This window comes from Burkholderia sp. Bp9142, assembly GCF_003853415.1.
GTDB lineage: Bacteria > Pseudomonadota > Gammaproteobacteria > Burkholderiales > Burkholderiaceae > Burkholderia.
Genome location: NZ_QTPP01000029.1, coordinates 62,712 through 84,791, shown reverse-complemented (window position 1 = coordinate 84,791; position 22,080 = coordinate 62,712). Strand labels below are relative to the sequence as shown.

At 68.5% G+C, this 22,080-nt stretch carries 24 protein-coding genes, 1 other RNA gene and 1 riboswitch; of the genes, 15 read left to right on the top strand and 10 right to left on the bottom strand.

Translation table 11 applies throughout. The features are described from left to right. The first annotated feature begins 8 nt into the window (after positions 1 to 8). The 5 genes from DIE22_RS27020 (at position 9) to cobA (ending at position 4,494) form a co-directional block, all read left to right on the top strand. Complete coding sequence (locus DIE22_RS27020) at positions 9 to 551, top strand: DUF934 domain-containing protein (protein ID WP_124500395.1); 543 nt, start codon at positions 9 to 11, stop codon at positions 549 to 551. Next, positions 548 to 1,291 carry a phosphoadenylyl-sulfate reductase gene (locus DIE22_RS27015; RefSeq protein ID WP_124500396.1) on the top strand — a complete coding sequence of 248 codons (744 nt, stop codon included), beginning with the start codon at positions 548 to 550 and terminating at the stop codon, positions 1,289 to 1,291. The genes DIE22_RS27020 and DIE22_RS27015 overlap by 4 nt, the downstream gene beginning before the upstream one ends. 75 nt (positions 1,292 to 1,366) lie before the next feature. Further along, complete coding sequence (gene cysD, locus DIE22_RS27010) at positions 1,367 to 2,329, top strand: sulfate adenylyltransferase subunit CysD (RefSeq protein ID WP_124500397.1); 963 nt, start codon at positions 1,367 to 1,369, stop codon at positions 2,327 to 2,329. A 22-nt stretch (positions 2,330 to 2,351) separates the two neighbouring features. Continuing rightward, entirely contained in the window at positions 2,352 to 3,668 is a 1,317-nt protein-coding gene (locus tag DIE22_RS27005; protein WP_124500398.1) for a sulfate adenylyltransferase subunit 1, read from the top strand. 76 nt (positions 3,669 to 3,744) lie between these two features. Continuing rightward, positions 3,745 to 4,494: a uroporphyrinogen-III C-methyltransferase gene (gene cobA / locus DIE22_RS27000; protein ID WP_124500399.1), complete on the top strand. Its 750-nt coding sequence runs from the start codon at positions 3,745 to 3,747 to the stop codon at positions 4,492 to 4,494. Positions 4,495 to 4,612: 118 nt separating this feature from the next. Here cobA and DIE22_RS26995 read toward each other — a convergent pair whose 3' ends face one another. The 3 genes from DIE22_RS26995 to lptF are packed head-to-tail and all read right to left on the bottom strand — an operon-like array spanning position 4,613 to position 7,265. Continuing rightward, the gene (locus DIE22_RS26995; protein ID WP_124500400.1) at positions 4,613 to 4,996 is read right to left on the bottom strand and encodes a sirohydrochlorin chelatase; all 384 of its coding nucleotides are present in this window, start codon (positions 4,994 to 4,996) and stop codon (positions 4,613 to 4,615) included. Between the two features lie 25 nt (positions 4,997 to 5,021). Continuing rightward, positions 5,022 to 6,170, bottom strand: a complete 1,149-nt coding sequence (gene lptG, locus DIE22_RS26990; RefSeq protein ID WP_124500401.1) for an LPS export ABC transporter permease LptG — start codon at positions 6,168 to 6,170, stop codon at positions 5,022 to 5,024. Positions 6,171 to 6,173: 3 nt separating this feature from the next. Continuing rightward, entirely contained in the window at positions 6,174 to 7,265 is a 1,092-nt protein-coding gene (gene lptF / locus DIE22_RS26985; RefSeq protein ID WP_124606487.1) for an LPS export ABC transporter permease LptF, read from the bottom strand. A 122-nt stretch (positions 7,266 to 7,387) separates the two neighbouring features. Here lptF and DIE22_RS26980 point away from each other — a divergent pair, with 122 nt between their 5' ends. The 3 genes from DIE22_RS26980 to DIE22_RS26970 are packed head-to-tail and all read left to right on the top strand — an operon-like array spanning position 7,388 to position 10,128. Further along, a complete protein-coding gene (locus DIE22_RS26980) occupies positions 7,388 to 8,899 on the top strand; it encodes a leucyl aminopeptidase (RefSeq protein ID WP_124500403.1) in 1,512 nt (503 codons plus the stop codon). Positions 8,900 to 8,933: 34 nt separating this feature from the next. Further along, positions 8,934 to 9,350 carry a DNA polymerase III subunit chi gene (locus DIE22_RS26975; RefSeq protein WP_124500404.1) on the top strand — a complete coding sequence of 139 codons (417 nt, stop codon included), beginning with the start codon at positions 8,934 to 8,936 and terminating at the stop codon, positions 9,348 to 9,350. Between the two features lie 25 nt (positions 9,351 to 9,375). Next, the gene (locus DIE22_RS26970; protein WP_124606486.1) at positions 9,376 to 10,128 is read left to right on the top strand and encodes a DUF2486 family protein; all 753 of its coding nucleotides are present in this window, start codon (positions 9,376 to 9,378) and stop codon (positions 10,126 to 10,128) included. 143 nt (positions 10,129 to 10,271) lie between these two features. Here DIE22_RS26970 and DIE22_RS26965 read toward each other — a convergent pair whose 3' ends face one another. After that, a complete protein-coding gene (locus DIE22_RS26965) occupies positions 10,272 to 10,601 on the bottom strand; it encodes a c-type cytochrome (RefSeq protein ID WP_124500406.1) in 330 nt (109 codons plus the stop codon). Between the two features lie 125 nt (positions 10,602 to 10,726). After that, complete coding sequence (gene ilvD, locus DIE22_RS26960) at positions 10,727 to 12,400, bottom strand: dihydroxy-acid dehydratase (RefSeq protein WP_124500407.1); 1,674 nt, start codon at positions 12,398 to 12,400, stop codon at positions 10,727 to 10,729. Between the two features lie 135 nt (positions 12,401 to 12,535). Between ilvD and DIE22_RS26955 the strand changes: the two genes are divergently transcribed. Both DIE22_RS26955 and lgt read left to right on the top strand, forming a co-directional pair. After that, positions 12,536 to 13,453 carry a LysR substrate-binding domain-containing protein gene (locus tag DIE22_RS26955; RefSeq protein ID WP_124500408.1) on the top strand — a complete coding sequence of 306 codons (918 nt, stop codon included), beginning with the start codon at positions 12,536 to 12,538 and terminating at the stop codon, positions 13,451 to 13,453. Positions 13,454 to 13,542: 89 nt separating this feature from the next. Continuing rightward, complete coding sequence (gene lgt / locus DIE22_RS26950; RefSeq protein ID WP_124500409.1) at positions 13,543 to 14,433, top strand: prolipoprotein diacylglyceryl transferase; 891 nt, start codon at positions 13,543 to 13,545, stop codon at positions 14,431 to 14,433. A gap of 165 nt (positions 14,434 to 14,598) precedes the next feature. Here the strand turns inward: lgt and DIE22_RS26945 are convergent, their stop codons facing one another. The 5 genes from DIE22_RS26945 to DIE22_RS26925 all read right to left on the bottom strand — a co-directional run bounded on the left by DIE22_RS26945 (position 14,599) and on the right by DIE22_RS26925 (position 16,988). Further along, positions 14,599 to 15,339: an SIMPL domain-containing protein gene (locus DIE22_RS26945; RefSeq protein ID WP_124500410.1), complete on the bottom strand. Its 741-nt coding sequence runs from the start codon at positions 15,337 to 15,339 to the stop codon at positions 14,599 to 14,601. A gap of 193 nt (positions 15,340 to 15,532) precedes the next feature. Beyond that, positions 15,533 to 15,994 (bottom strand): EVE domain-containing protein, encoded by a 462-nt coding sequence (locus DIE22_RS26940; RefSeq protein ID WP_124500411.1) that lies wholly within the window; start codon positions 15,992 to 15,994, stop codon positions 15,533 to 15,535. A 70-nt stretch (positions 15,995 to 16,064) separates the two neighbouring features. Further along, positions 16,065 to 16,246: non-coding RNA, 6S RNA (gene ssrS / locus DIE22_RS26935), on the bottom strand. An 80-nt stretch (positions 16,247 to 16,326) separates the two neighbouring features. Further along, the gene (locus DIE22_RS26930) at positions 16,327 to 16,641 is read right to left on the bottom strand and encodes a cell division protein ZapA (RefSeq protein ID WP_011885730.1); all 315 of its coding nucleotides are present in this window, start codon (positions 16,639 to 16,641) and stop codon (positions 16,327 to 16,329) included. Continuing rightward, entirely contained in the window at positions 16,638 to 16,988 is a 351-nt protein-coding gene (locus tag DIE22_RS26925; RefSeq protein WP_124500412.1) for an ATPase, read from the bottom strand. Before DIE22_RS26925 ends, DIE22_RS26930 begins: the two co-directional genes overlap by 4 nt. A gap of 176 nt (positions 16,989 to 17,164) precedes the next feature. Beyond that, a riboswitch (cobalamin riboswitch) is annotated at positions 17,165 to 17,418 on the top strand. Between the two features lie 389 nt (positions 17,419 to 17,807). Between DIE22_RS26925 and DIE22_RS26915 the strand changes: the two genes are divergently transcribed. From DIE22_RS26915 to cobC, 5 genes are read left to right on the top strand one after another with little or no spacing between them, the layout of a single operon-like run. Continuing rightward, positions 17,808 to 18,806 (top strand): iron ABC transporter permease, encoded by a 999-nt coding sequence (locus tag DIE22_RS26915; RefSeq protein WP_124500414.1) that lies wholly within the window; start codon positions 17,808 to 17,810, stop codon positions 18,804 to 18,806. Then, positions 18,803 to 19,615, top strand: coding sequence for an ABC transporter ATP-binding protein (locus DIE22_RS26910; protein ID WP_124500415.1), 813 nt, complete (start codon positions 18,803 to 18,805; stop codon positions 19,613 to 19,615). The genes DIE22_RS26915 and DIE22_RS26910 overlap by 4 nt, the downstream gene beginning before the upstream one ends. A gap of 52 nt (positions 19,616 to 19,667) precedes the next feature. Continuing rightward, positions 19,668 to 20,723 (top strand): nicotinate-nucleotide--dimethylbenzimidazole phosphoribosyltransferase, encoded by a 1,056-nt coding sequence (gene cobT / locus DIE22_RS26905; RefSeq protein ID WP_124500416.1) that lies wholly within the window; start codon positions 19,668 to 19,670, stop codon positions 20,721 to 20,723. Next, complete coding sequence (locus DIE22_RS26900; protein ID WP_124500417.1) at positions 20,713 to 21,489, top strand: adenosylcobinamide-GDP ribazoletransferase; 777 nt, start codon at positions 20,713 to 20,715, stop codon at positions 21,487 to 21,489. The genes cobT and DIE22_RS26900 overlap by 11 nt, the downstream gene beginning before the upstream one ends. Then, positions 21,474 to 22,058, top strand: a complete 585-nt coding sequence (cobC, locus tag DIE22_RS26895; protein ID WP_124500418.1) for an alpha-ribazole phosphatase — start codon at positions 21,474 to 21,476, stop codon at positions 22,056 to 22,058. Before DIE22_RS26900 ends, cobC begins: the two co-directional genes overlap by 16 nt. Positions 22,059 to 22,080 lie beyond the last annotated feature (22 nt).

Genomic DNA, 22,080 nt, shown 5'->3' with positions numbered 1-22,080 from the left:
ATTTGCAGATGGCTTCGATTATCAAGAACCGCGCAGTGATCGACGACGCATGGCAGGTCGTGCGCGCGGCGGAAGACGGTGCGCTGCCCGCGGTCGACGCATTGCCGGCCGGCAAGGTGCTGGTGCCGTTCACCCTGTGGCAGGTCGAGCGCGCGGCGCTCGTCGCCGCGAAGACGAAGGACGAACTCGGCGTGTGGCTCGCGCCGGACAGCGAGCCGGCCGATCTCGTGGCCGACTTCGGCGCGATCTCGCTGATCGCGGTCGATTTCCCGCGCTTCGCGGACGGCCGCGGCTACAGCATCGGCCGCCTGCTGCGCGAGCGCCACGGCTGGACGGGCGAGCTGCGCGCGATCGGCGACGTGCTGCGCGACCAGCTGCTGTACATGTCGCGCTGCGGTTTCGACGCGTTCGCGGTGCGTGCCGACAAGGACATCCACGACGCGCTGAACGCGTTCGGCGAGTTCACGCAGCGTTACCAGGGCGCGTTCGACGAGCCGGCGCCGCTGTTCCGCCGCCGTGCCGCCACGGCAGACGCCAAGGTGAGCGCATGAGCACCGCGGCCGCACTGACGCCGGAGCTCGCCGCGAAGGTCGAGCGCCTCGACGCGCTGCTCGCGCAGATCGGCGCGCGTCACGAGAAGGTGAAGTTCGCGAGCAGCCTCGCCGCGGAAGACATGCTGCTCACGCACGCGATCCTGTCGAAGGGCGTGTCGATCGGCATCTTCTCGCTGAACACCGGCCGCCTGCATGCGGAAACGCTGGGCATGATCGATCGCGTGCGCGAGCGCTACGGCTACGAGATCGAGCAGTTCCACCCGCGGCAGGACGCGGTCGACCAGTACGTCGCCGAGCACGGCCTGAACGCGTTCTACGAGAGCGTCGAGCTGCGCAAGTCGTGCTGCCACATCCGCAAGGTCGAGCCGCTGAACCGCGCGCTGGCCGACGTCGGCGCGTGGGTCACGGGCCAGCGCCGCGAGCAGTCGGTCACGCGTGCGGAGCTGCACGAGGAAGAACAGGACGAAGCGCGCGGGATCGTGAAGTACAACCCGCTCGCCGACTGGACGGAAGCCGACGTGTGGGCGTACCTGAAGGCGTTCGACGTGCCGGTCAATCCGCTGCATGCGCGCGGCTACCCGAGCATCGGTTGCGAGCCCTGTACGCGCGCGATCCGTCCCGGCGAAGACAGCCGGGCGGGCCGCTGGTGGTGGGAGTCGCGCGACACGAAGGAATGCGGGCTGCACATCACGATCACGCCGATTCCCGCGGCGGCCGATGCCGGCGCCGCGCACTGACAGCCGACAAGAAACCGAATATTGCGCCGCCCGCGACAGCGGGCGGCACGAACCCAGAAGAGAAGGACTGAAATCATGAGCACGACGCTCGAGCAATCCGCCTTTGCCCCGCCCACCGGTGCCGATAACCGCATGGGCCACCTCGACTGGCTCGAAGCCGAGTCGATCCACATCCTGCGCGAACTGGTCGCCGAGTGCAGCAAGCCGGCGCTGTTGTTCTCGGGCGGCAAGGATTCGGTCGTCGTGCTGCACCTCGCCCTGAAGGCGTTCGGCCTCGGCGCGAACCGCAAGACCACGCTGCCGTTCCCGCTCGTGCACATCGACACGGGCCACAACTACGAGGAAGTGATCGACTTCCGCGACCGCCGTGCGCAAGAGCTCGGCGCCGAGCTGGTGGTCGGCCACGTCGAGGATTCGATCGAGCGCGGCACGGTCGTGCTGCGCCGCGAAACCGATTCGCGCAACGCCGCGCAGGCCGTCACGCTGCTCGAGACGATCGAACAGCACGGCTACACCGCGCTGATCGGCGGCGCGCGCCGCGACGAAGAGAAGGCGCGTGCGAAGGAGCGGATCTTCTCGTTCCGCGACGAATTCGGCCAGTGGGATCCGAAGGCGCAGCGCCCGGAACTGTGGAGCCTCTACAACGCACGCCTGCACAAGGGCGAGCACCTGCGCGTGTTCCCGATCTCGAACTGGACCGAACTCGACGTGTGGCAGTACATCGCGCGCGAGAACCTCGAACTGCCGTCGATCTACTACGCGCACCAGCGCGAGATCGTGCGCCGCAACGGGCTGCTCGTGCCGGTCACGCCGCTCACGCCGATGCGTGACGGCGAGACGAGCGAGCTCGCGCAGGTGCGCTTCCGCACGGTCGGCGACATCAGTTGCACGTGCCCGGTCGAGAGCGACGCGGACGACGTCGAGAAGATCATCGCCGAGACGGCGGTGACCGAGATCACCGAACGCGGCGCGACCCGGATGGACGACCAGGCCTCCGAAGCCGCGATGGAACAGCGCAAGAAGCAAGGTTATTTCTGAAGCACACGAGGACAATCACATCATGAGCATCATCGAGAACACCGAAGACCTCGGCGTGCTGCGCTTCATCACCGCGGGCAGCGTCGACGACGGCAAGAGCACGCTGATCGGCCGCCTGCTGTACGACAGCAAGGCCGTGCTGTCCGACCAGCTGTCCGCGCTGTCGCGCGCGAAGAACAAGCGCACGGTCGGCGACGAGCTCGACCTCGCGCTGCTGACGGACGGGCTCGAGGCCGAGCGCGAGCAGGGCATCACGATCGACGTCGCCTACCGCTACTTCGCGACCGCGAAGCGCAAGTTCATCATCGCCGACACGCCGGGCCACGAGCAGTACACGCGCAACATGGTGACGGGCGCATCGACCGCGCACGCGGCGATCATCCTGGTCGACGCGACGCGCGTGACGATCGAGAATGGCGTCGCGCAACTGCTGCCGCAAACGAAGCGTCACAGCGCGATCGTGAAGCTGCTCGCGCTGCAGCACGTGATCGTCGCGATCAACAAGATGGACCTCGTCGACTACAGCGAAGCGCGCTTCAACGAGATCCGCGACGCGTACGTCGCGCTCGCGAAGCAGCTCGGCCTGAAAGACGTGCGTTTCGTGCCGGTGTCGGCGCTGAAGGGCGACAACATCGTCGGCGCGAGCGAGCGCATGCCGTGGTACGCGGGCGAGCCGCTGCTCGACGTGCTCGAATCGCTGCCGGTCGAGACGCAGGCGCATGACGCGCTGCGCTTCCCGGTGCAGTGGGTCGCACGCCAGGACGGCAGCTCGGCCGACGATTTCCGCGGCTACATGGGCCGGATCGAATCGGGCGAGGTGAAGGTCGGCGACGCGATCGTCGTGCTGCCGTCGAACCGCACCGCGACGATCGCCGAGATCGTCGCGCCGGTGCCGGGCGGCACCGCGTCGGTCGCGCACGCATTCGCGGGCCAGACGGTGACGATTCGTCTCGAAGAGGATGTCGACGTGTCGCGCGGCGACATGTTCGTCACGACCGCCGAGCCGGTCGAGCCGGCGAAGAAGCTCGAGGCGGACCTGTGCTGGTTCGACGAGACGCCGCTGTCGCCGCAGCGCAAGTACCTGCTCAAGCAGACCACCAGCACGGTGTTTGCGAAGATCGGCGCGGTCAAGGAAGTGCTCGACGTGCATACGCTGTCGCACGCGACCGACCGCCAGGAACTGAAGATGAACGACATCGGCCGCGTCGCGCTGACGCTGCAGAAGCCGATCGTCTGCGACACGTACGACGCGCATCCGGGCACGGGCGCGTTCGTGCTGATCGACGAGGCGACGCACCACACGGTCGCCGCCGGCATGATCCGGGCATTCTCGGCGTAACCGGCATTCCGCGCCGCCCTCGCGGCGGCGCGGGCCGGCCGCCGTCCGCACGAGCAGGACAAGCGAAGCGACAATCATGGGCAAGGTGTATCTGATCGGAGCAGGGCCGGGCGCCGCGGACCTCATCACGGTGCGCGGCGCCCGGCTGCTCGAGCAAGCCGACGTGGTGCTGCATGACGCGCTCGTCGAGCCGGCGATGCTCGACTGCGCGCCGAACGCGCGGAAGATCGCGGTCGGCAAGCGCTGCGGGCAGCGTTCGACCGCGCAGCACTTCATCAACAAGCAGATCGTCGACGCGGCGCGCGAGCATGGTTGCGTCGTGCGGCTGAAGGGCGGCGACCCGATGCTGTTCGGTCGCGCCGAAGAGGAAATGCGCGCGCTCGAGGCGGCTGGCATCGACTATGAGGTCGTGCCGGGCATCACCGCGGCGCTGGCCGGCGCGGCGACGCTGAAGCGCTCGCTGACGTTGCGCGGCGTGTCGCGCAGCGTCGCGTTCGCGACGCACAGCCGCGCACCGGGCAGCGACGAGATTCGCGAGGCCGCGCGCGCCGATTCGATCGTCTACTACATGGGCCGTGACAGCGCGCCCGGCATCGCGCAGGAACTGATCGACGCGGGCCGTGCGCCCGCGACGCCGGTGGCGATCGTCGAGGCATGCAGCACCGCGCGCGAACGCACGCTGACGCTGACGCTCGGGCAGATGGCGGCGGGTGGTGCGCAGGCGTGGCTCGATCCGGCGGAGCCGAGCCTGCTGATGATCGGCGATGCGTTCGCCGAACGCGCGCGGCTCGCGAAAGAGGGCGATACGTTGCGCAGTGCCGCTTGAGTCTCGGTAGCGGTCCTGGCGGCAAGAGATGTGTCGATTGCCGTCGGTCCGCGTGCCAAATGAAAAGCGCCGGCTTCTTCGGAAGCCGGCGCTTTTTTGTTTGGGCCTGCCGATTCGCTTACGCGTCGCGGCCGATCTGGTCGATGCAGTAGCGTGCGATCGCGTCGAGCACGCCGTCGTCTTCCCCGACGGCCGTCGCGCAACGGATCTCGACGCCCGGATGCGCGGCGCGGCAGGCATCGACGAGTTGCGGCAGGTCGCGACGGACATGGCCGCCCTGGCCGAAGAACACGGGCACCACGGTGATGCGCGTGCAGCCGGCCGCGACCTGCGTGGCGACGGCTGTGTCGAGCGACGGCGTCATCAGTTCGAGAAACGCGAGCGACACATGCGGGGCAGGGTCGCCGGTCGTGCGCAGCCGTGCGGCCAGCCGTTCGAACGGCTCGGCCCAGCGCGGATCGCGTGCGCCGTGGCCGAACAGGACGATGCCGTGCGAACTCATGTCGAAGCCTCCGTCGTCGCGGCGCTCAGTGCCGGTCGACCCACTTGAGCGCGAACAGGCCGAGCGCGAGATAGATGAGACCCGGCGTCGCCGCGGTCAGCGGCGCGGGCCACGTGTTCAGCGTGCCGATGTGCGAGAACAGCGTGTTGAGCAGCTGGAAGCTCATGCCTAGCATGATGCCGCCGAACACCTTCACGCCGACCACGCCGGCGCGCGTATGCAGGTAGGCAAACGGCAGCGACAGCACGAGCATCACGAACACGGCGAACGGGTAGAGCAGCTTGCGCCACAGCGCGATGTCGTAGCGCTGCGTGTCCTGCTGGTTCTCGCGCAAGTGCTGGATGTAGCGGAACAGGTTGATGATCGACATCCGTTCCGGCGACACGAGCAGCACCGACAGGATCTGCGGCGTCAGGTCCGAGCGCAGCCGGTATTCGGGCAGCGTCACCTGCTGCGACCGGTACACGGGGTTCAGCGCGTCGGCCGGTGCGCCGCTGATCGGCTTGATCGGCGTCAGTTCGGTTTCGGTGACGCCCTTGAGCAGCCAGTGGCCGGGCGGCTCGTAGCGGCCCGTCTGCGCGATCCGCACGTTCTGCAGCTGGAATTTCGAGTCGAACTCGTAGATGCGCACGTTGCTGATCGTCGAATCGGGCGACAGGCTGCCGACGTTGACGAAGCGCGTGACCTGCTCGCCGTTCTCGCGGGCCGCGAGCGTGTCCTTCACCCACACGCCCGACTGGAAGTTCGACGACACCGACGCGCCGAGCGCCTGCAGCCGCACGCGTTCGGACAGCTGGTCGGCGTACGGGCCGACGAATTCGCCGATCAGGTAGGTGACGATCACGAGCGGCACGCCGATCTTCAGCAGCGAGCGCAACGCCTGGTTGGTCGCGAGGCCCGATACGCGGAAGATCGTGAATTCCGAGTTCGCGGCCATCTGCGCGAACACGTAGATCGCGCTGATCAGCGCGGCGACCGGGATGATCTCGTAGAAGCGCGACGGGGTTTGCAGCGCGACGCGCAGTACCGCGTAGCCGAACTTGTAGTTGCCGTGCCCGATCGAGTTCAGTTCGCTGATCAGGTCGAAGAAGAAGAACAGGCCCGAGAACGCGAACAGGATGAAGACGAACGTGACGTAGATCTGCCGCGCGAAGTATTTTTCATAGAGCCGCATCGATCATGCTCCCGAGCGGCCGAACAGCGCGCGTGTAAACAGCGGACGATTGCGCACGCGCAACCAGAAGATGATCGCGACGATCGCCGCGACGACCAGGTGCAGGCCGACCAGGCCGACGACGAACGACATCTTGCCCTGCTCGATCTGCGCCTGCACGACGTTCAGCAGGTTCGAGTACGTGAGGTAGATCAGCACGGCCATCACGAGGTTGATCGTGCGGCTGCGGCGCGGGTTCTGGTACGACAGCGGGATGCCGAGCACCATCAGGTTGATCGCGATCAGCGGCAGACCCGCGCGCCACGCGAATTCCGCGAGGTTGTCGCGCGTCGGGTTGCGCAGCAGGTCGGGCGTCGGCGTGCTGTTGGTGGTCGGCACGTTGGTGACCGGCGTGCTCGTGATCTTCACGCCGTAGCGCTGGAACTCCATGATCTTGAAGTTCGGCTGGCCGGGCGTGCCGTCGTAGCGGCGGCCGTCCTCCAGCACGACGAAACGGTCGCCGTCCTTCGATTCCGTGTGGCCCGTACGCGATACGACGATATTGACCTTGCCGTTCTCGGTCGACGTGACGAACACGTTCTGCACCTTGCTCTGGTCGGGCGTCATCTTCTCGATGAAGAACACGCGGTGGTTCGACGCCGATTCGCGGAACTGGCCCGGCGCGAGCAGCGAGATCTCGTCGCGCTGCTGGAAGCGCGCCTTGATCATCTTGCTCTGCTGGTTCGACCACGGCCAGCCGACGAACGCGAAGAACGCGATCAGCAGGACGATCGGCGTGGCGAACACGCCGATCGGCTTGATCAGGCGCGTGAGGCTCACGCCCGACGCGAGCCAGACCACCATTTCGGAGTCCCGGTACCACCGGGTCAGCACGAACAGGATCGACACGAACAGCGTGACGACGAGCATCACGGCGAGATAGCCGATCACGGTCAGGCCGATCAGCACGAGCACGTCCTTCGGATCGATTTCACCGGACGCGGCGTAGCCGACGATGCGGATCATCATCGTCGTGAGCATGATCGTGAGCAGCACCATGAACACGGCACCAGCCGTATACGCAAGCTCGCGCTGGAGGGAGCGTTCGAAGATCATTCTTGATGAGAAGAGGGCGGGAGGCTGCGCACGCGTGGTGGAGCGCTCGCGCCGCCACGGGAAAAATAGCGGATAATTGCGGCTTTCATCCTTAGCCCAGATTTTATCCGAGGACAAGCGCGATGGACTTTAGCATAAAAGGCTGTGATTGGAGCAAAGGCGAGGCCAAGGGGTTCCTGACCGGGAAGTCCGATTGCATCGTGCTCGGCATCTTCGAGGCACAGACCCTTTCGGGCGCGGCGCTCGACATCGACACGGCCACCAAGGGGCTGATCGCGCGCGTGGTGAAGGCCGGCGACATGGACGGCAAGCGCGGCAAGACGCTGTTCCTGCACGAGGTGTCGGGCATCGGCGCGTCGCGCGTGCTGCTCGTCGGGCTCGGCAAGCAGGATGCTTTCAATCAGAAAGCCTACAACGACGCAGTGACGGCCGCGTGGCGCGCGCTGCTGGCGACCAGGATCGTCCAGGTCACGTTCACGCTCGCGCAGCTGCCGGTCGACGAGCGCGGCTCCGACTGGGGCGTGCGTGCGGCGATTCTCGCGCTGCGCAACGAGACCTACCGCTTCACGCAGATGAAGAGCAAGCCGGAGCCGGCATCGCTCACGCTCAAGCGCGTCGTGTTCAGCGTCGATCCGGCCGATGAAAAGGCGGCGAAGCTGGCGGTCAAGCAGGCCGTCGCGCTGGCGAACGGGATGGATCTCACGCGCGACCTGGGCAACCTGCCGGGCAACGTATGCACGCCGACCTATCTCGGCAACACCGCGAAGAAGATCGCGAAGGATTGGGGTCTGAAGGTCGAGGTGCTCGGCCTGAAGCAGATCCAGGCGCTCAAGATGGGCTCGTTCCTGTCGGTCGCGCGCGCGTCGGTGGAGCCGCCGCAGTTCATCGTGCTGCATTACCAGGGCGCCGCCGCGAAGGCCGCGCCGGTCGTGCTGGTCGGCAAGGGCATCACGTTCGACACGGGCGGCATCTCGCTGAAGCCGGGCGAGGGCATGGACGAGATGAAGTACGACATGTGCGGCGCGGGTTCGGTGCTCGGCACGATGCGTGCCGTGGCCGAAATGGGCCTGAAGGTCAACGTCGTCGCGATCGTGCCGACCTGCGAGAACATGCCGGGCGGCAACGCGACGAAGCCGGGCGACATCGTCACCAGCATGAAGGGGCTGACGATCGAGGTGCTGAACACCGACGCCGAGGGTCGCCTGATCCTGTGCGACGCGCTGACCTATGCGGAGCGCTTCAAGCCGGCCGCGGTGATCGACGTGGCGACGCTGACGGGCGCTTGCGTGGTCGCGCTCGGCGCCCACAACAGCGGCCTGTTCTCGAAGGACGATGCACTCGCGGGCGAACTGCTCGACGCATCGCGCGAAGCGAACGATCCGGCATGGCGCATGCCGCTCGACGACGAGTACCAGGATCAGCTGAAGTCGAATTTCGCGGACATCGCGAACATCGGCGGGCGTCCGGCCGGTGCCGTGACGGCCGCGTGCTTCCTGTCGCGCTTCACCGACAGCTATCCGTGGGCGCACCTGGACATCGCCGGCACCGCATGGAAGGGCGGCGCGGCGAAGGGCGCGACCGGCCGTCCGGTGCCGCTGCTCGCGCAGTTCCTGATCGACCGCGCCGGCCAGTGATGGCAGGTCTCACGACGATGCGGGACCGCGGGCAATGACGCGAATCGATTTCCATTCGAACGTCGGCGATTCGCTCGCGTATGCATGCCGGCTGCTGCGCAAGGCCTACCTGGCCGGGCAGCCGGTCGTCGTGCTCGCGGAACCCGCGCGCCTGCGCGCGCTCGACGAGCGGCTCTGGACGTTCTCGCCGCTCGATTTCATCCCGCATTGCGGCGTCGACAGCGCGCACGCGGCCGGCACGCCGATCGTGCTGGCCGCCGATCTCGACCAGACGCCGCATCATCACGTGCTGCTGAACCTCGGCGCGGCCGTGCCCGCGCAGTTCGCCCGCTTCGAGCGCCTGCTCGAAGTGGTCGGCAACGCGCCGGACGAACTGGCCGCGGGCCGCGACCGCTACCGCTTCTACCGCGATCGCGGTTACGCGCTGAACAACTACAAGCAGGGCAGCTAGCCGCAACCGTCGACGGAGCCTTCCCGTGACACAAGCCGAATCATCCTCGATCCCGACACTGACCGACGTGCTGGTGCCGGGCAAGCCGGTGCCGGCGCGTTCGTCCGCGCCCGATGCGCCGCCGCGCGACGATGCCGCCGTGCCGGTGCTGACCGACGTGGTCGCGCCGGACCGTCCGGCCACGGCGTTGGCTGCATCGGAACAGGCGGGAACCGACCCCGAATTCGTGGTGGTCGATCCGGTACCGACGCCGGACGTCCCGACCGTCGAACTGCCGGGCGACAGCGACGCGCCGGCGCAACCCGGCGCCGCCGGGCACGTCGTCGCCGAAGAGTCGGCGGAGATGCAGGCGCCGCTGCGCTCCGCGCTGTCCGACGACGACGCGCAGGATTCCGGCTTTGCCGCGGCGCCGCCCGGGCCGGCCGGCCATGCCGAGGAAGCGGTGCTGCCCCAGGCGATCGTCCCGGCTGCCGAAGGACTGGTCGTGGATCACCTCGCCCGTGCATCACAGGCCACGCATGCGGCCGCCGCGCTGACGCCGGAGGACGCGCAGCATATCGCCGAGCGTCTGCGCAATCGGCTGACGAATTATCTGACCGGAGAAGGGCGCGAGGCCATCGAGGCCCGCTGCCGCGACGCGCTGCACGACCATACGGCCTGGCTGGTCGGCCAGATCACGCGCGAAGTGGCACTGGCACTCGAAACCGAAGTGATGGAATGGGTTCGCGACGCGGTCGACGAAGAGATCGCGCGCCGCCGGACCGGTCGTTCAGGCTGAGCGCACGATCGTTTCGTGCGCCGGAACCGCGGACGCGGCTCCGGTCACCGTCGATGACGCTCGCCGACCCGGTCATATCGAGGCGCGCGGCGCCGAGCCCGGCGAACAAGCGCAGCGCGCGTGCACGCGCCCGCTCATCCGGTTCAATGCAGCGACAGCACCCACTGCGCGAGCGTGCGCGCTTCGGCGCTCGTCAGCTGTGTATTGGCGGGCATCGGCACGCTGCTCCACACCCCGACACTGCCCTTCACGATCGATTGCGCGAGGTAGTCGGCCGCATCGGCGCGCGCCGCGTACTTGCCGGCGATGTCGTGGAACGACGGGCCCATCAGCGGCTTGCTGACCGCATGGCAGGCCATGCAGTTCTTGCGCTGCGCGAGCGCGAGCCCGTCGCCGGCCGGGTCGGCGTGCGCGGCCGCCGTGCTGCCGGTCAGCAGCGTCGCGAGCAGCGCGCGCAATATCGTCTGTTTCATGCAGTTCTCCGCCGGCGGGGACGGCCGGCTTCACGGTCCGCGCATTATAAAAGCAAAGGGAACGCGCGTTTTGCGCGTTTCCGCGGCGGCCGTCCGCAATGGGGTCGCATGCCCCGCGCGCCGCATCAGCCGGTGACGGCACCCTTGTTCGCCGGGCGGGCCAGGGCCGCATACTTGGCGAGCACGCCGCGCGTGTAGCGCGGCGCCGGCTGCTTCCACGCGGCGCGCCGGCGCGCGAGCTCGGCGTCGTCGACGTTCAGCTGCAGCACCAGCCGGTGCGCATCGATCGTGATCGAATCGCCTTCCTGCACGAGCGCGATCGTGCCGCCGACGAACGCCTCGGGCGCGACGTGGCCGACCACCATTCCCCAGGTGCCGCCCGAGAAGCGGCCGTCCGTGATGAAACCGACCGATTCGCCGAGCCCCTTGCCGATGATCGCCGATGTCGGCGCGAGCATTTCCGGCATGCCGGGGCCGCCTTGCGGGCCGAGATAGCGCAGCACCAGCACGTCGCCCGCGCGAATCCGGTCGGCGAGGATCGCGTCCATCGCGCTTTGCTCGTCGTCGAACACACGCGCCGGGCCCGTGATCACCGGGTTCTTCAGGCCGGTGATCTTCGCGACCGCGCCATCTTCCGCGAGGTTGCCCTTCAGGATCGCGAGATGGCCTTCCTTGTACAGCGCCCGATCGATCGGGAAGATGACCTGCTGGTCCGCGCGCGGCACGCCCGGCACATCCTTCAGTTCCTCGGCGATCGTGCGGCCCGTGATCGTCATGCAGTCGCCGTGCAGCAGCCCGGCATCGAGCAGGATCCGCAGCACCTGCGGGATGCCGCCGGCCTGGTGCAGGTCGGTCGCGACGTACTGGCCCGACGGCTTCAGGTCGCAGATCACCGGCACGCGCTTGCGGATGCGCTCGAAGTCGTCGATCGTCCAGTCGACCTCGGCCGCGTGCGCGATCGCGAGATAGTGCAGCACCGCGTTGGTCGAGCCGCCGGTCGCCATGATCAGCGACACCGCGTTCTCGATCGACGCCTTCGTGATGATGTCGCGCGGCTTCAGGTCGCGCTTCACGGCCTCGACCAGCACGCGCGCCGATTCGGCGGCCGAATCGACCTTCTCCTGGTCGGGGTTCGCCATCGTCGACGAGTACATCAGCGACATGCCGAGCGCCTCGAACGACGAGCTCATCGTGTTTGCGGTATACATCCCGCCGCACGACCCCGACGTCGGGCACGCGTTCCGCTCGACCCCTTCGAAATCCTCCTGCGACATCCGGCCCGCGGTGAACTCGCCGACCGCCTCGAACGACGACACGATCGTCAGGTCGCGGCCCTTCCAGTGGCCGGGGCGGATCGTGCCGCCGTACACGTAGATGCCCGGCACGTTCAGGCGCGCGAGCGCGATCATCCCGCCCGGCATGTTCTTGTCGCAGCCGCCGACCACCACCACGCCGTCCATCCACTGGCCCTGCACACAGGTCTCGATGCAGTCGGCGATCACTTCGCGCGACACGAGCGAGTACTTCATCCCCTCGGTGCCCATCGACATGCCGTCGGAGATTGTCGGCGTGCCGAAGATCTGCGGGTTCGCGTCGGCCGCCTTGACCGCCGCGACGGCCGCGTCCGACAGCCGCTGCAGGCCGGAGTTGCAGGGTGTGATCGTCGAGTGACCGTTCGCGATGCCGATCATCGGCTTGTCGAAATCGTCCTTCTGGTAGCCGAGGGCGTAATACATCGAGCGGTTCGGCGAACGGGCCACGCCTTGCGTGATGTGCTTCGAGCGGCGGTTGTACGGCATGGGGGACTCCATCGTTGTATTGGCGACGCCCGCGAACGGCGCGCCGGTTCGGATCAATCAAGAATGGAGTTTCCCGTTTGGAATGTCCAATATATTATTTGTCGCTTATTAAGTCGTTTTGCGAATGAGTGAGGCATGGCCGACCCGACGCCCGACCTGCGCCAGTGGCGCTATTTCGTGACCGTTGCCGACGAGCGCCATTTCGGCCGTGCGGCCGAGCGCCTGTCGATGACGCAGCCGCCGCTGTCGCAGGCGATCCGGGCGCTCGAGGATGCGCTCGGCGTCGCGCTGTTCGTGCGCACCAAGCGCTCGGTCGCGCTGACGGCGGTCGGCGCGGCGCTGCTGCCTGACGTGCGCCGGCTGCTCGCGTCGGCCGACGCGCTGCCGCCGCTCGCGCGGCGCCTCGCGCGCGGCGAAGCCGGCTCGCTGTCGCTTGCGTTCGTGTCGACGGCCGATTACGGACTGCTGCCGTCGCTGCTGCGCGCATTCGGCGCGCGCTATCCGCAGGTGCGGCTGCAGCTCGCGGAGGCGACGAGCGACGTGCAGATCGACGAACTCGTCGCGGGCCGTATCGACGCGGGGCTCGTGATTCCGCCGGTGCCGCCGCGGCACGCGGCCGGGCTGTCGTACCTGCCGGTCGTGCGCGAGCCGCTGGTGGTCGCAATGCCGGCGGCCGCGGCGCCCGACCTGCCCGAGGACGAACCCGTGCATCTGGCCGACGTGGCCGCGCTGCCGCTCGTGATCTTCCCGCGCCGTTTGGCGCCCGGCTTTTATGACATCATTACGGGCTGCTACGGCGCGGCAGGCGAAACCCCGCGCATCGGCCAGGAGGCGATCCAGATGCAGACGATCGTCAGCCTCGTGTCGGCTGGCATGGGCGTCGCACTGGTGCCGCAGTCGCTGTGTAACCTGCGGCGCACCGGCGTGGTCTACCGGCCGCTCGCCGGCGGCGCGCCGGTCGTCGAGACGGGCCTCGTGTGGCGCACGGGCGATGTCAGCCCCGTGCTCGCCGGCTTCATCGACGTCGTGCGCGCGCACGGTCTCGCCGCGTGATGCGAACGATGGCGCGCCGGCGCCGTCCAATGCGCGGTGCGGCGCCGGTGCGAGCGCCATACCGCATTCGAAAACTTCATCGCTAACCCATGATCATTCACCCGAATTTCGACCCCGTAGCGATCCATCTCGGGCCGCTGGCCGTGCGCTGGTACGGCCTCATGTATCTCGTCGGCTTCATCGCGGCGATCGTCGTCGGCCGGATCCGCCTGAAGCTGCCGCATGTCGCGGCGCAGGGCTGGACCGCGAAGGACATCGACGACATGATGTTCTACGGCGTGCTTGGCACCGTGCTCGGCGGCCGCCTCGGCTACGTGCTGTTCTACAAGGCCGACTTCTACTTCTCGCATCCGCTCGACGTGTTCAAGGTGTGGGAGGGCGGGATGTCGTTCCACGGCGGCTTCCTCGGCGTGACGCTCGCGATGGCGCTGTTCGCGTGGCAGCGCAAGCGCCACTGGCTGCAGGTCACCGATTTCGTCGCGCCGATGGTGCCGACGGGGCTCGCGGCCGGCCGGCTCGGCAACTTCATCAACGGCGAGCTGTGGGGCCGCGTGACCGATCCGAACGCGCCGTGGGCGATGCTGTTCCCGGGCGCGATGCGCGACGACGCGGCATGGCTGCCGAAGCATCCGGCGCTCGTCGAGAAGTGGCATCTCGCCGACGTGTTCATGCAGTACCAGATGCTGCCGCGCCATCCTTCGCAGCTCTACGAAATCGCGCTCGAGGGCATTGCGCTGTTCTTCGTGCTGTTCTTCTTCTCGCGCAAGCCGCGGCCGATGGGCGCGGTGTCCGCGCTGTTCCTGATCGGCTACGGGCTCGCGCGCTTCACGGTCGAATTCGCGCGCGAACCGGACGACTTCCTCGGCCTGCTCGCGCTCGGCCTGTCGATGGGGCAGTGGCTGTCGCTGCCGATGATCCTCGCGGGCATCGGGTTGCTGGTGTGGGCGTATCGCCGCCGCGCGGCGACTGCGGCCGCGTGATGCGGTTGCGTCATGCGCGAGCTGCATGACGCGTGATTGACGCGTGACGCATGATGCGATGCCGATGCGCAAGATCGGCATGTGCATCGATCGCGGAATCTCGAACGAAAAACGCCGGCCCGAGGGCCGGCGTTTTCGCATCTGCCGTGCGCAGCGCGATGCGCGTTACTTCATCTGCACCGAGCCGTTGACCGTGACCGACACGGTCGCCTTGCCGCCTTCGACCGAGATCGGCGCGCTCATCTTCGCGCTGTCCATCGGCGCCGCGGCCATCGCCATCATGCGCGGGTACGGCTGCACGTTGCGGCCGCCGCCGACGTTCACGTCGCGGATCGAGTAGCTGCTGTAGCCGAAGGCCTTCGCGGCTTCGTCCGCGCGTGCGCGGAACGACTTGATCGCCTCGGTCGTGAGTTTCTGCTCGGCCGCGCGCTGCGCTTCGGGCGACAGCGAGAACTCGACGTTCGCGATCTGCATCTGGTTCGACAACTGGCCCGCGAGCTTCGACGCCGCCGCGAAATCGCGCGATTCGAGCACGACTTCGGTACGGCCGCGCCATGCGGAGATCTTGCCGTCGCGATCGGTGCTCGGATACACGGAGAACGCGCCGGTATGCGCGCTGACGCCCGATACGCCCTTCGCCTGAGCGAGCGCCGCATCGGCGCGCTGGTTCAGCGCTGACGTCAGGCTGCCCGGATCCTTCGCCTGCTGTTCGTAGAACAGCGTGATGTGGATGATGTCCTGCGGCACGTCGGCGCTGGCCTGCGACGACAGCGACAGCACGCCCGCCGGCTCCGGAAAGTGCGGGTTCGCGGTCTGCGCGTGCGCGGCCGGCGACGCGAGCGTCAGCGCGACGGGCATGGCGGCGGCGAGGGCGAGCGACAGCGCGAGTGCGGATTTCTTGGTCATTGTTGGACTCCTTGTGCGAGGGCGCGCACGCGGATCACGCGTGCGCGACGCGGGCGTACCGCGCGACGAAAAAACGGCCGTCGGCCCGATCGGACGACAGCGGTTGCTTAGGCCGCGCGAACGCGCCGCGAGTTCCGTGGCGGTGGCGCGTGTTGACCGGATTTGACGTTTGGCGTGCGTTTACCGCGTGCGCCTACTTCATCAGCTTTTCGGTGATGAAGCGCCATTCGGCGCGCGTGACGGGCGTGATCGACAGCCGGTTGCCGCGTGCGAGCACGCGCATGTCGGCGAGTTCGTCGTGTTCGCGCAGCGCGGCGAGCGGCACGAGCGGCGACTTTTTCACGAAGCGCACGTCGACGAGCAGCCAGCGCGGTGCTTCCTGCGTCGACTTCGGATCGTAATAAGGGCTTTTCGGATCGAACTGGGTGGGATCGGGGTAGGGCGTCGACGAGACTTCGGCGAGGCCCGCGATGCCCGGCTCGGGGCAGCTCGAGTGATAGAACAGCACGCCGTCACCGACCGTCATCGTATCGCGCATGAAATTGCGCGCCTGATAGTTGCGCACGCCGGTCCAGGGCAGCGAGTGCTGCGGCGCGTGCGCGAGATCGTCGATGCTTGCTTCGTCCGGTTCGGACTTCATCAGCCAGTATTGCATGGATCGTGATCGACGCAGAAAGGGCCGCTGCAAAAGGAAACGGCATCGGGACTCGCCCGATGCCGTTGAATAGGTCCCCGCCTTGGCCGCTAGGCCGGCATCCTGAACCTGAGGTTCAGAATTGGTCGCAGTTAGCAGCACATCGGGTACATCAGACAGAGTGACGCGCGCGCCCGTGCTACAAATTTCCGCAACCGTGCACATGGCATTGGTTCAAGGAATATATGACCTTGGCGAACCAGGCAGGGAAGCTGACTGAACTGTGTTTCGTTGCGCCAATTTGACCACCGTTGATCGCCGAGATCAAGGGGAATCGACGCATCGATCAAACCTTACTGCGTCTCGTGCTGTGCGAGCACCGCGCCGAGCTGTTCGTTCATCTGGTGCATTGTACGACGGATTTCTTCCGCCGGAAATGCTTCACCGTGCCGCACGCTCGTTTGCAGCCGCAGCAATTCGGATGCGAGCGACAGTGCCGCCATCACCGCGATGCGATCGGTGCCGCGCACCGAGCTGTTCGCGCGGATCTTCGACATTTCGGCGTCGACGCGCGCGACGGCCTCGAGCAGCGCCGCTTCGGTCTCGGCCGAACAGGCGAGCCGATAGGGCTGACCGAGAATCGAGACTTCGATCTGCTTGGTGCTCATGCATGTTCTCCGTGGCTGGCCGCGTCGTCGCTATCCGTGCGCGCCTGCGCATCCAGCAGGTCGAGCTGGTTGTCGGCTTGCTCCACGCTCTTCGTGCGCGGCAGCTTTTCGAGAATCGCGTTCAGTTTGACCTGGGCGTCGTCGATCTTTGCCGACAGCGTGTCGCGCTCGGCCGCGAGCGCATTGCGTTCGTCGCGCAGTTGCGCGAGTTCCGCGCGGACGGTGTCCGCTTCCGCGCGCATTTGCGCGACCTGCTCCTCGAGCGCGAGCCGTTCCGAGTGATAGCGCTTGTTCAGCGAGATCAGACGGCCAATATTTTGAGATAAGGTTTCGAGTTCGTTGAGCATTTGCTGCGTCCTCTAAAGACCCAGCATTTTAGCGCGGAATAACGCGCATTCCGACATCTGTAACGTTTCCAGTCGTAACACCCCGGCTTCTTGCTGCGAATGCGCGGGTCCGGCGCGTGCGCGATGCGCTTCCGGCACGCGTCCGGCCGCTTTCTTGACGCTCGTGCGGCCCGCTCCTAAACTGGCGCCGCCTCGGTGCTCGCGCGTGCGTCGCGCGGTTAAACGGGAAGCAGGGCGCGCGCTCCGCCCGGAGATCGCCAACCTGCGCTGCCCCCGCAACGGTAAGCGGCCGCGTCGCATGATGCAGGCCGGCTCGGGCGCGTTTCGCGTGCAGGTCGCACGCGGGCGCGGGCCACTGCGCGTGAAACGCGCGGGAAGGCGAGCCGGTACGCCGCCAGCCCGGATACCGGCCGAGGCGAGGAGCCTGCACGGCTTCATGACGCGCGGCCTGCGGGGAAGCGGGGCGCGCAGTGTTTCACGGGACTTGTCTTCGATGCTGACCCCAATCGTCCGCACGGCGCTCGGCGCCCGCCGCGGCACACCGCTTGCCGCCGTCGCGCAGACTGCGGCGGAAGCCGATCGACCCGATGCGGCGCCTTCCACTATATTGCGCAGAACGCCCGCTGCGCGAAGGTGCGGCCCGAGGGGGCGCGGCCGTCGCATGCCGGTATGGCCGGCGCGCGGCGCAACAACCCGTTCGACAAGGATGACGAGCTTGCGTATGCCTACAACGCGCCGAGGCGCGACGCCCATGCCGCACTCGGCCCGCAACAGCGGTCAGCCGGCGTGTCGCGCATCGTGCACGATGCCGCGCACCGCATGAGCGCCGCGCGTGCCGCCGCGATCTGGGCCGTGCTCGCGGCCGCGGTCGCGCTGCTGTTCGTCGCGTCGCTGTCGATCGGCAGCGTGCCGATGTCGCCATGGCAGGCGCTCGCGTCGCTCGTGCCGCACGGTGGCGATGCGCTGTTCGCCGACATCGTGCGCACGCTGCGGCTGCCGCGCGCGCTTGCGGGCTTCGCGTGCGGCGCGCTGCTTGCGCTTGCCGGCGCGCTGTTGCAGGTGCTGTTGCGCAATCCGCTCGCGGAGCCATACGTGCTCGGCGTGTCCGGCGGCGCGGCCGGCTTCGCGCTCGTCTCGATGATCGCGGGCGCCGCCTGGTGGCTCGTCGATGCGTCCGCGTTCGCCGGCGCGCTCGTGTCGGTCGCGCTCGTGCTCGGGCTAGCCCGCCGCGAGCTGTGGCGCGCCGATTCACGCGACGCGTCGCCGCGGTTGCTGCTCACGGGCGTCGTGATCGCGGCCGGATGGGGCGCGCTCGTCACGCTGCTGCTGTCGCTCGCGCCCGATGCGCGGCTGCGTGGCATCCTCTTCTGGCTGACGGGCGACCTGAACGGCGTGACGGCGCCGTGGTTCGCATCGGGCGCGCTGCTGCTGGCCGCGGGCGTCGCGCTGCCGGCCGCGCCGCAGTTGAACGTGCTGCTGCGCGGCGACGCGACCGCGCTCGCGCTCGGCGTGCCGGTCGCGCGGCTGCGCATGCGGATCTACCTCGTCGCGTCGCTGGCCGCCGCGGCGGCGGTGACGACGGCCGGCACGATCGGCTTCGTCGGCCTCGTCGTGCCGCACGCGCTGCGGCTCGCATTCGGCAACGACCAGCGCATGCTGCTGCCCGCCGCGATGCTCGCGGGCGGCGGCGGCGTGATGGCGGCCGACCTGCTCGCGCGCACCGCGATCGCGCCCGCGCAATTGCCGGTCGGCGTGATGACCGCGTTGATCGGCGTACCGGTGTTCCTGTGGATGTTGCTGAGGAGACCGATGCGATGACCCACGCCGCACCGCATGCCGCCGGCGACATGACCTGCGCGGCGCTCGACCTGACACTGAAGGCCGGCGAACGGACGCTGCTCGACGGCTTCACGCAGGCGTTCCGGCCTGGCGAGATCTGGTGCGTCGCGGGACCGAACGGCGCAGGCAAGACGACGCTGCTCGCGACGCTCGCGGGTTTGCAGCGGCCGGCCGGCGGCCAGGTCGAGATCGACGGCCGGCCGCTCGCCGCATGGCCGCCCGAACAGCTCGCACGGCGCCGCGCGCTGATGCCGCAACAATTGCACGACGCGTTCAGCGCGACGGTATTCGACACGGTTCTGCTCAACCGCTTTCCGTATCTCGGCGGCTGGGGCTGGGAGCGCGACGGCGACCGCGCGGCCGCGCGTGACGCGCTCGCGACGTTCGGGCTGGCCGCGCTCGCGTCGCGCGACGTGCTGTCGCTGTCGGGCGGCGAGCGGCAGCGCGTCGCGCTGGCCGCGACGCTGTGCCAGGACGCGCCGCTGATGCTGCTCGACGAGCCGCTCGCCCATCTCGACCTGCATCACCAGGTCGACGGCCTGACCGCGCTGGGCGCATGGCTCGACGCGGGCCCGCGCACGGTGCTGTTCTCGTGCCACGACCTGAATCTCGCGCGGCGTTTCGCGACGCACGCGCTGTTGCTCGATGGCCGCGGCCATGCGTGGGCGGGCCCCGTGCACGACGTGCTGACGCCGGCGCGCGCGAGCGACGCGTTCGGCTACCCGCTCGTGCTGATCCGCGAGAACGGCCGCGACGCGCTGCTGCCCGCGTGGCCCGAGCGACGATGAACCTTCTTCTTTCGATGCGCGGCACCGGCCGCGCCAGCGAGGCAATCTTCCGATGACGAAACCGACCGACTTCCCGCCCGCGATCGCGCCGCTCGACGACACGCTGCGCAAGCGCCTGCAGCATGTGATCGATCACAAGACCAAGCCGCCCGGCAGTCTCGGCCAGCTCGAGGCGATCGCGTTGCAGATCGGCCTGATCCAGCGCACCGAGCGGCCGCACGTGCAGCGTCCCGTGACGATCGTGTTCGCCGGCGACCACGGGATCGCGGCCGAGGGCGTGAGCCCGTATCCGCAGGCGGTCACCGCGCAGATGGTCGCGAACTTCCTGGCCGGCGGCGCGGCGATCAATGCGTTCTCGGGCGTCGCGCAGAGCGTGCTCGAGATCGTCGATGCGGGCGTCGCGTCGCCGCTGCCGGTGTCCGACCGGCTCGTGTCGCTGCCGGTCGCGCGCGGCACGCGCAACTTCGCGGTCGAACCCGCGATGACGCACGACGAGGCGAGGACGGCGCTCGCCGCCGGCGCGGCGCGCGTGCGCCTTCATGCATCGCTCGGCACGAACGTGATCGGCTTCGGCGAAATGGGGATCGCGAACACGTCGTCGGCCGCGTGCCTGATGAGCCGTCTGCTCGACGTGCCGATCGACGCGTGCGTCGGGCGCGGCACGGGCCTCGACGACCAGGGGCTCGCGCACAAGCGCGCGGTGCTCGGCCGCGCGCTCGTCCGGCATTCGCATGCGATCGCGCCGCTCGACGTGCTCGCGACGTTCGGCGGCTTCGAGATCGCGATGATGACGGGCGCGTATCTCGCGGCCGCGAGCGAGCGAATGACGATCCTCGTCGACGGCTTCATCGCGACGGCCGCGCTGCTCGTCGCCGAGCGCATCGCGCCCGGCGTGCGCGACTACTGCGTGTTCTCGCATACGTCGCACGAGGCCGGCCACCGGCGCATGCTCGAGCATTTCGGCGCGAAGCCGCTGCTCGCGCTGGACCTGCGGCTCGGCGAAGGCACGGGCGCCGCGCTCGCGCTGCCGCTGGTGCGGGCGGCGGCCGCGTTCCTCACCGAGATGGCGAGCTTCGAATCCGCGGGCGTCGACGATCGTGACGCCTGAGCGTGCTCGCGGCGTACGCGCCGAACTGCGCTACTTCTTCGTCGCGCTCGGCTATTTCACCCGCGTGCCGGTGCCGCGTGCGATCGGCTACGCGGCCGGCGATCTCGACCAGGCCGCGCGTTACTTTCCGCTGGTCGGCGCATGTGTTGGCGCGTGGGGCGCGCTCGTCTATCTCGCGGCGCTGCGGCTGCTGCCCGCGTCGATCGCGGTCGGGCTGTCGATGGCCGCGACGCTGCTCGCCACCGGCGCGTTTCACGAGGATGGCCTGGCCGACAGTTGCGATGCGTTCGGCGGCGGCTATACGCGCGACGACGTGCTGCGCATCATGCACGACTCGCGAATCGGCACGTTCGGCGCGGTCGCGCTCGTGATCGCGCTCGGCCTGAAATGGCAGGCGCTCGCGGCCATGCCGCCGCTGCGCGCCGCGTGGACGATGATCGCCGCGCACGCGGCAAGCCGCGCGGCGGCCGTGAGCCTGCTGATGTCGCTCGACTACGTCCGGCCGGAGGGCAAGGCGAAGCCGGTCGCGCAGCGCATGGGCGCGCGCTCGGCCTGGGTCGCGGCCGCATTCGGGCTGCCGTGGCTGTTCTGGCCGGACTGGCGCGCGGGCGCCGCGGCCTTCGTCGCGCTCGTGCTCGTGCGTGCCTCGGTCGCCCGCTATTTCGTGAAGCGGATCGGCGGTTATACCGGCGACTGTCTCGGCTTCGCGCAGCAACTGGGCGAACTGGCGATCTACTTCTCGGTGCTCGGATGGATCTCGTCCTGATTCGCCATCCGGCCGTCGATATCGAGCCGGGCGTTTGCTACGGACGCAGCGACGTGCCGCTCGCCGCATCGGCCGATGCGGGCGCGCGGGCCGTGCGCGAGCATCTGGCGGCGCTCGGGGCGCCGTTGCCGGCGCAGGTCTGGACGAGCCCGCTGACGCGCTGCGCGTCGGTCGCCGAACGGCTCGCGCAGGCGTTCGGCGTGCCGCTGCGGCGCGATGCGGGCTGGCAGGAAATGGACTTCGGGGCGTGGGAACTGCAGCGCTGGGACGATATCGACCGCGCCGCGCTCGATGCGTGGGCGGCCGACCTGATGCATGCGTGCGCGCACGGCGGCGAAAGCGTCGCACGGTTCGCCGCGCGTGTCGCACGGATTGCGGACGCGGTCGCGCGGACCGACGCGCCGCAATGGACACTCACGCATGCAGGCGTGATTCGCGCGCTCGCGTCGCACGCGTTGCGCGTGCCGCTCGATACGCTGCTGTCGCGACCGGTGCCGACGGGCGGCGTCGTGTGGCTGCGTATGGATGATGCCGCGCGCTCGTGGGAAGTCGTCCACTGGGACGCGTAGGCGATCGCGTTCGCGCCCGAAG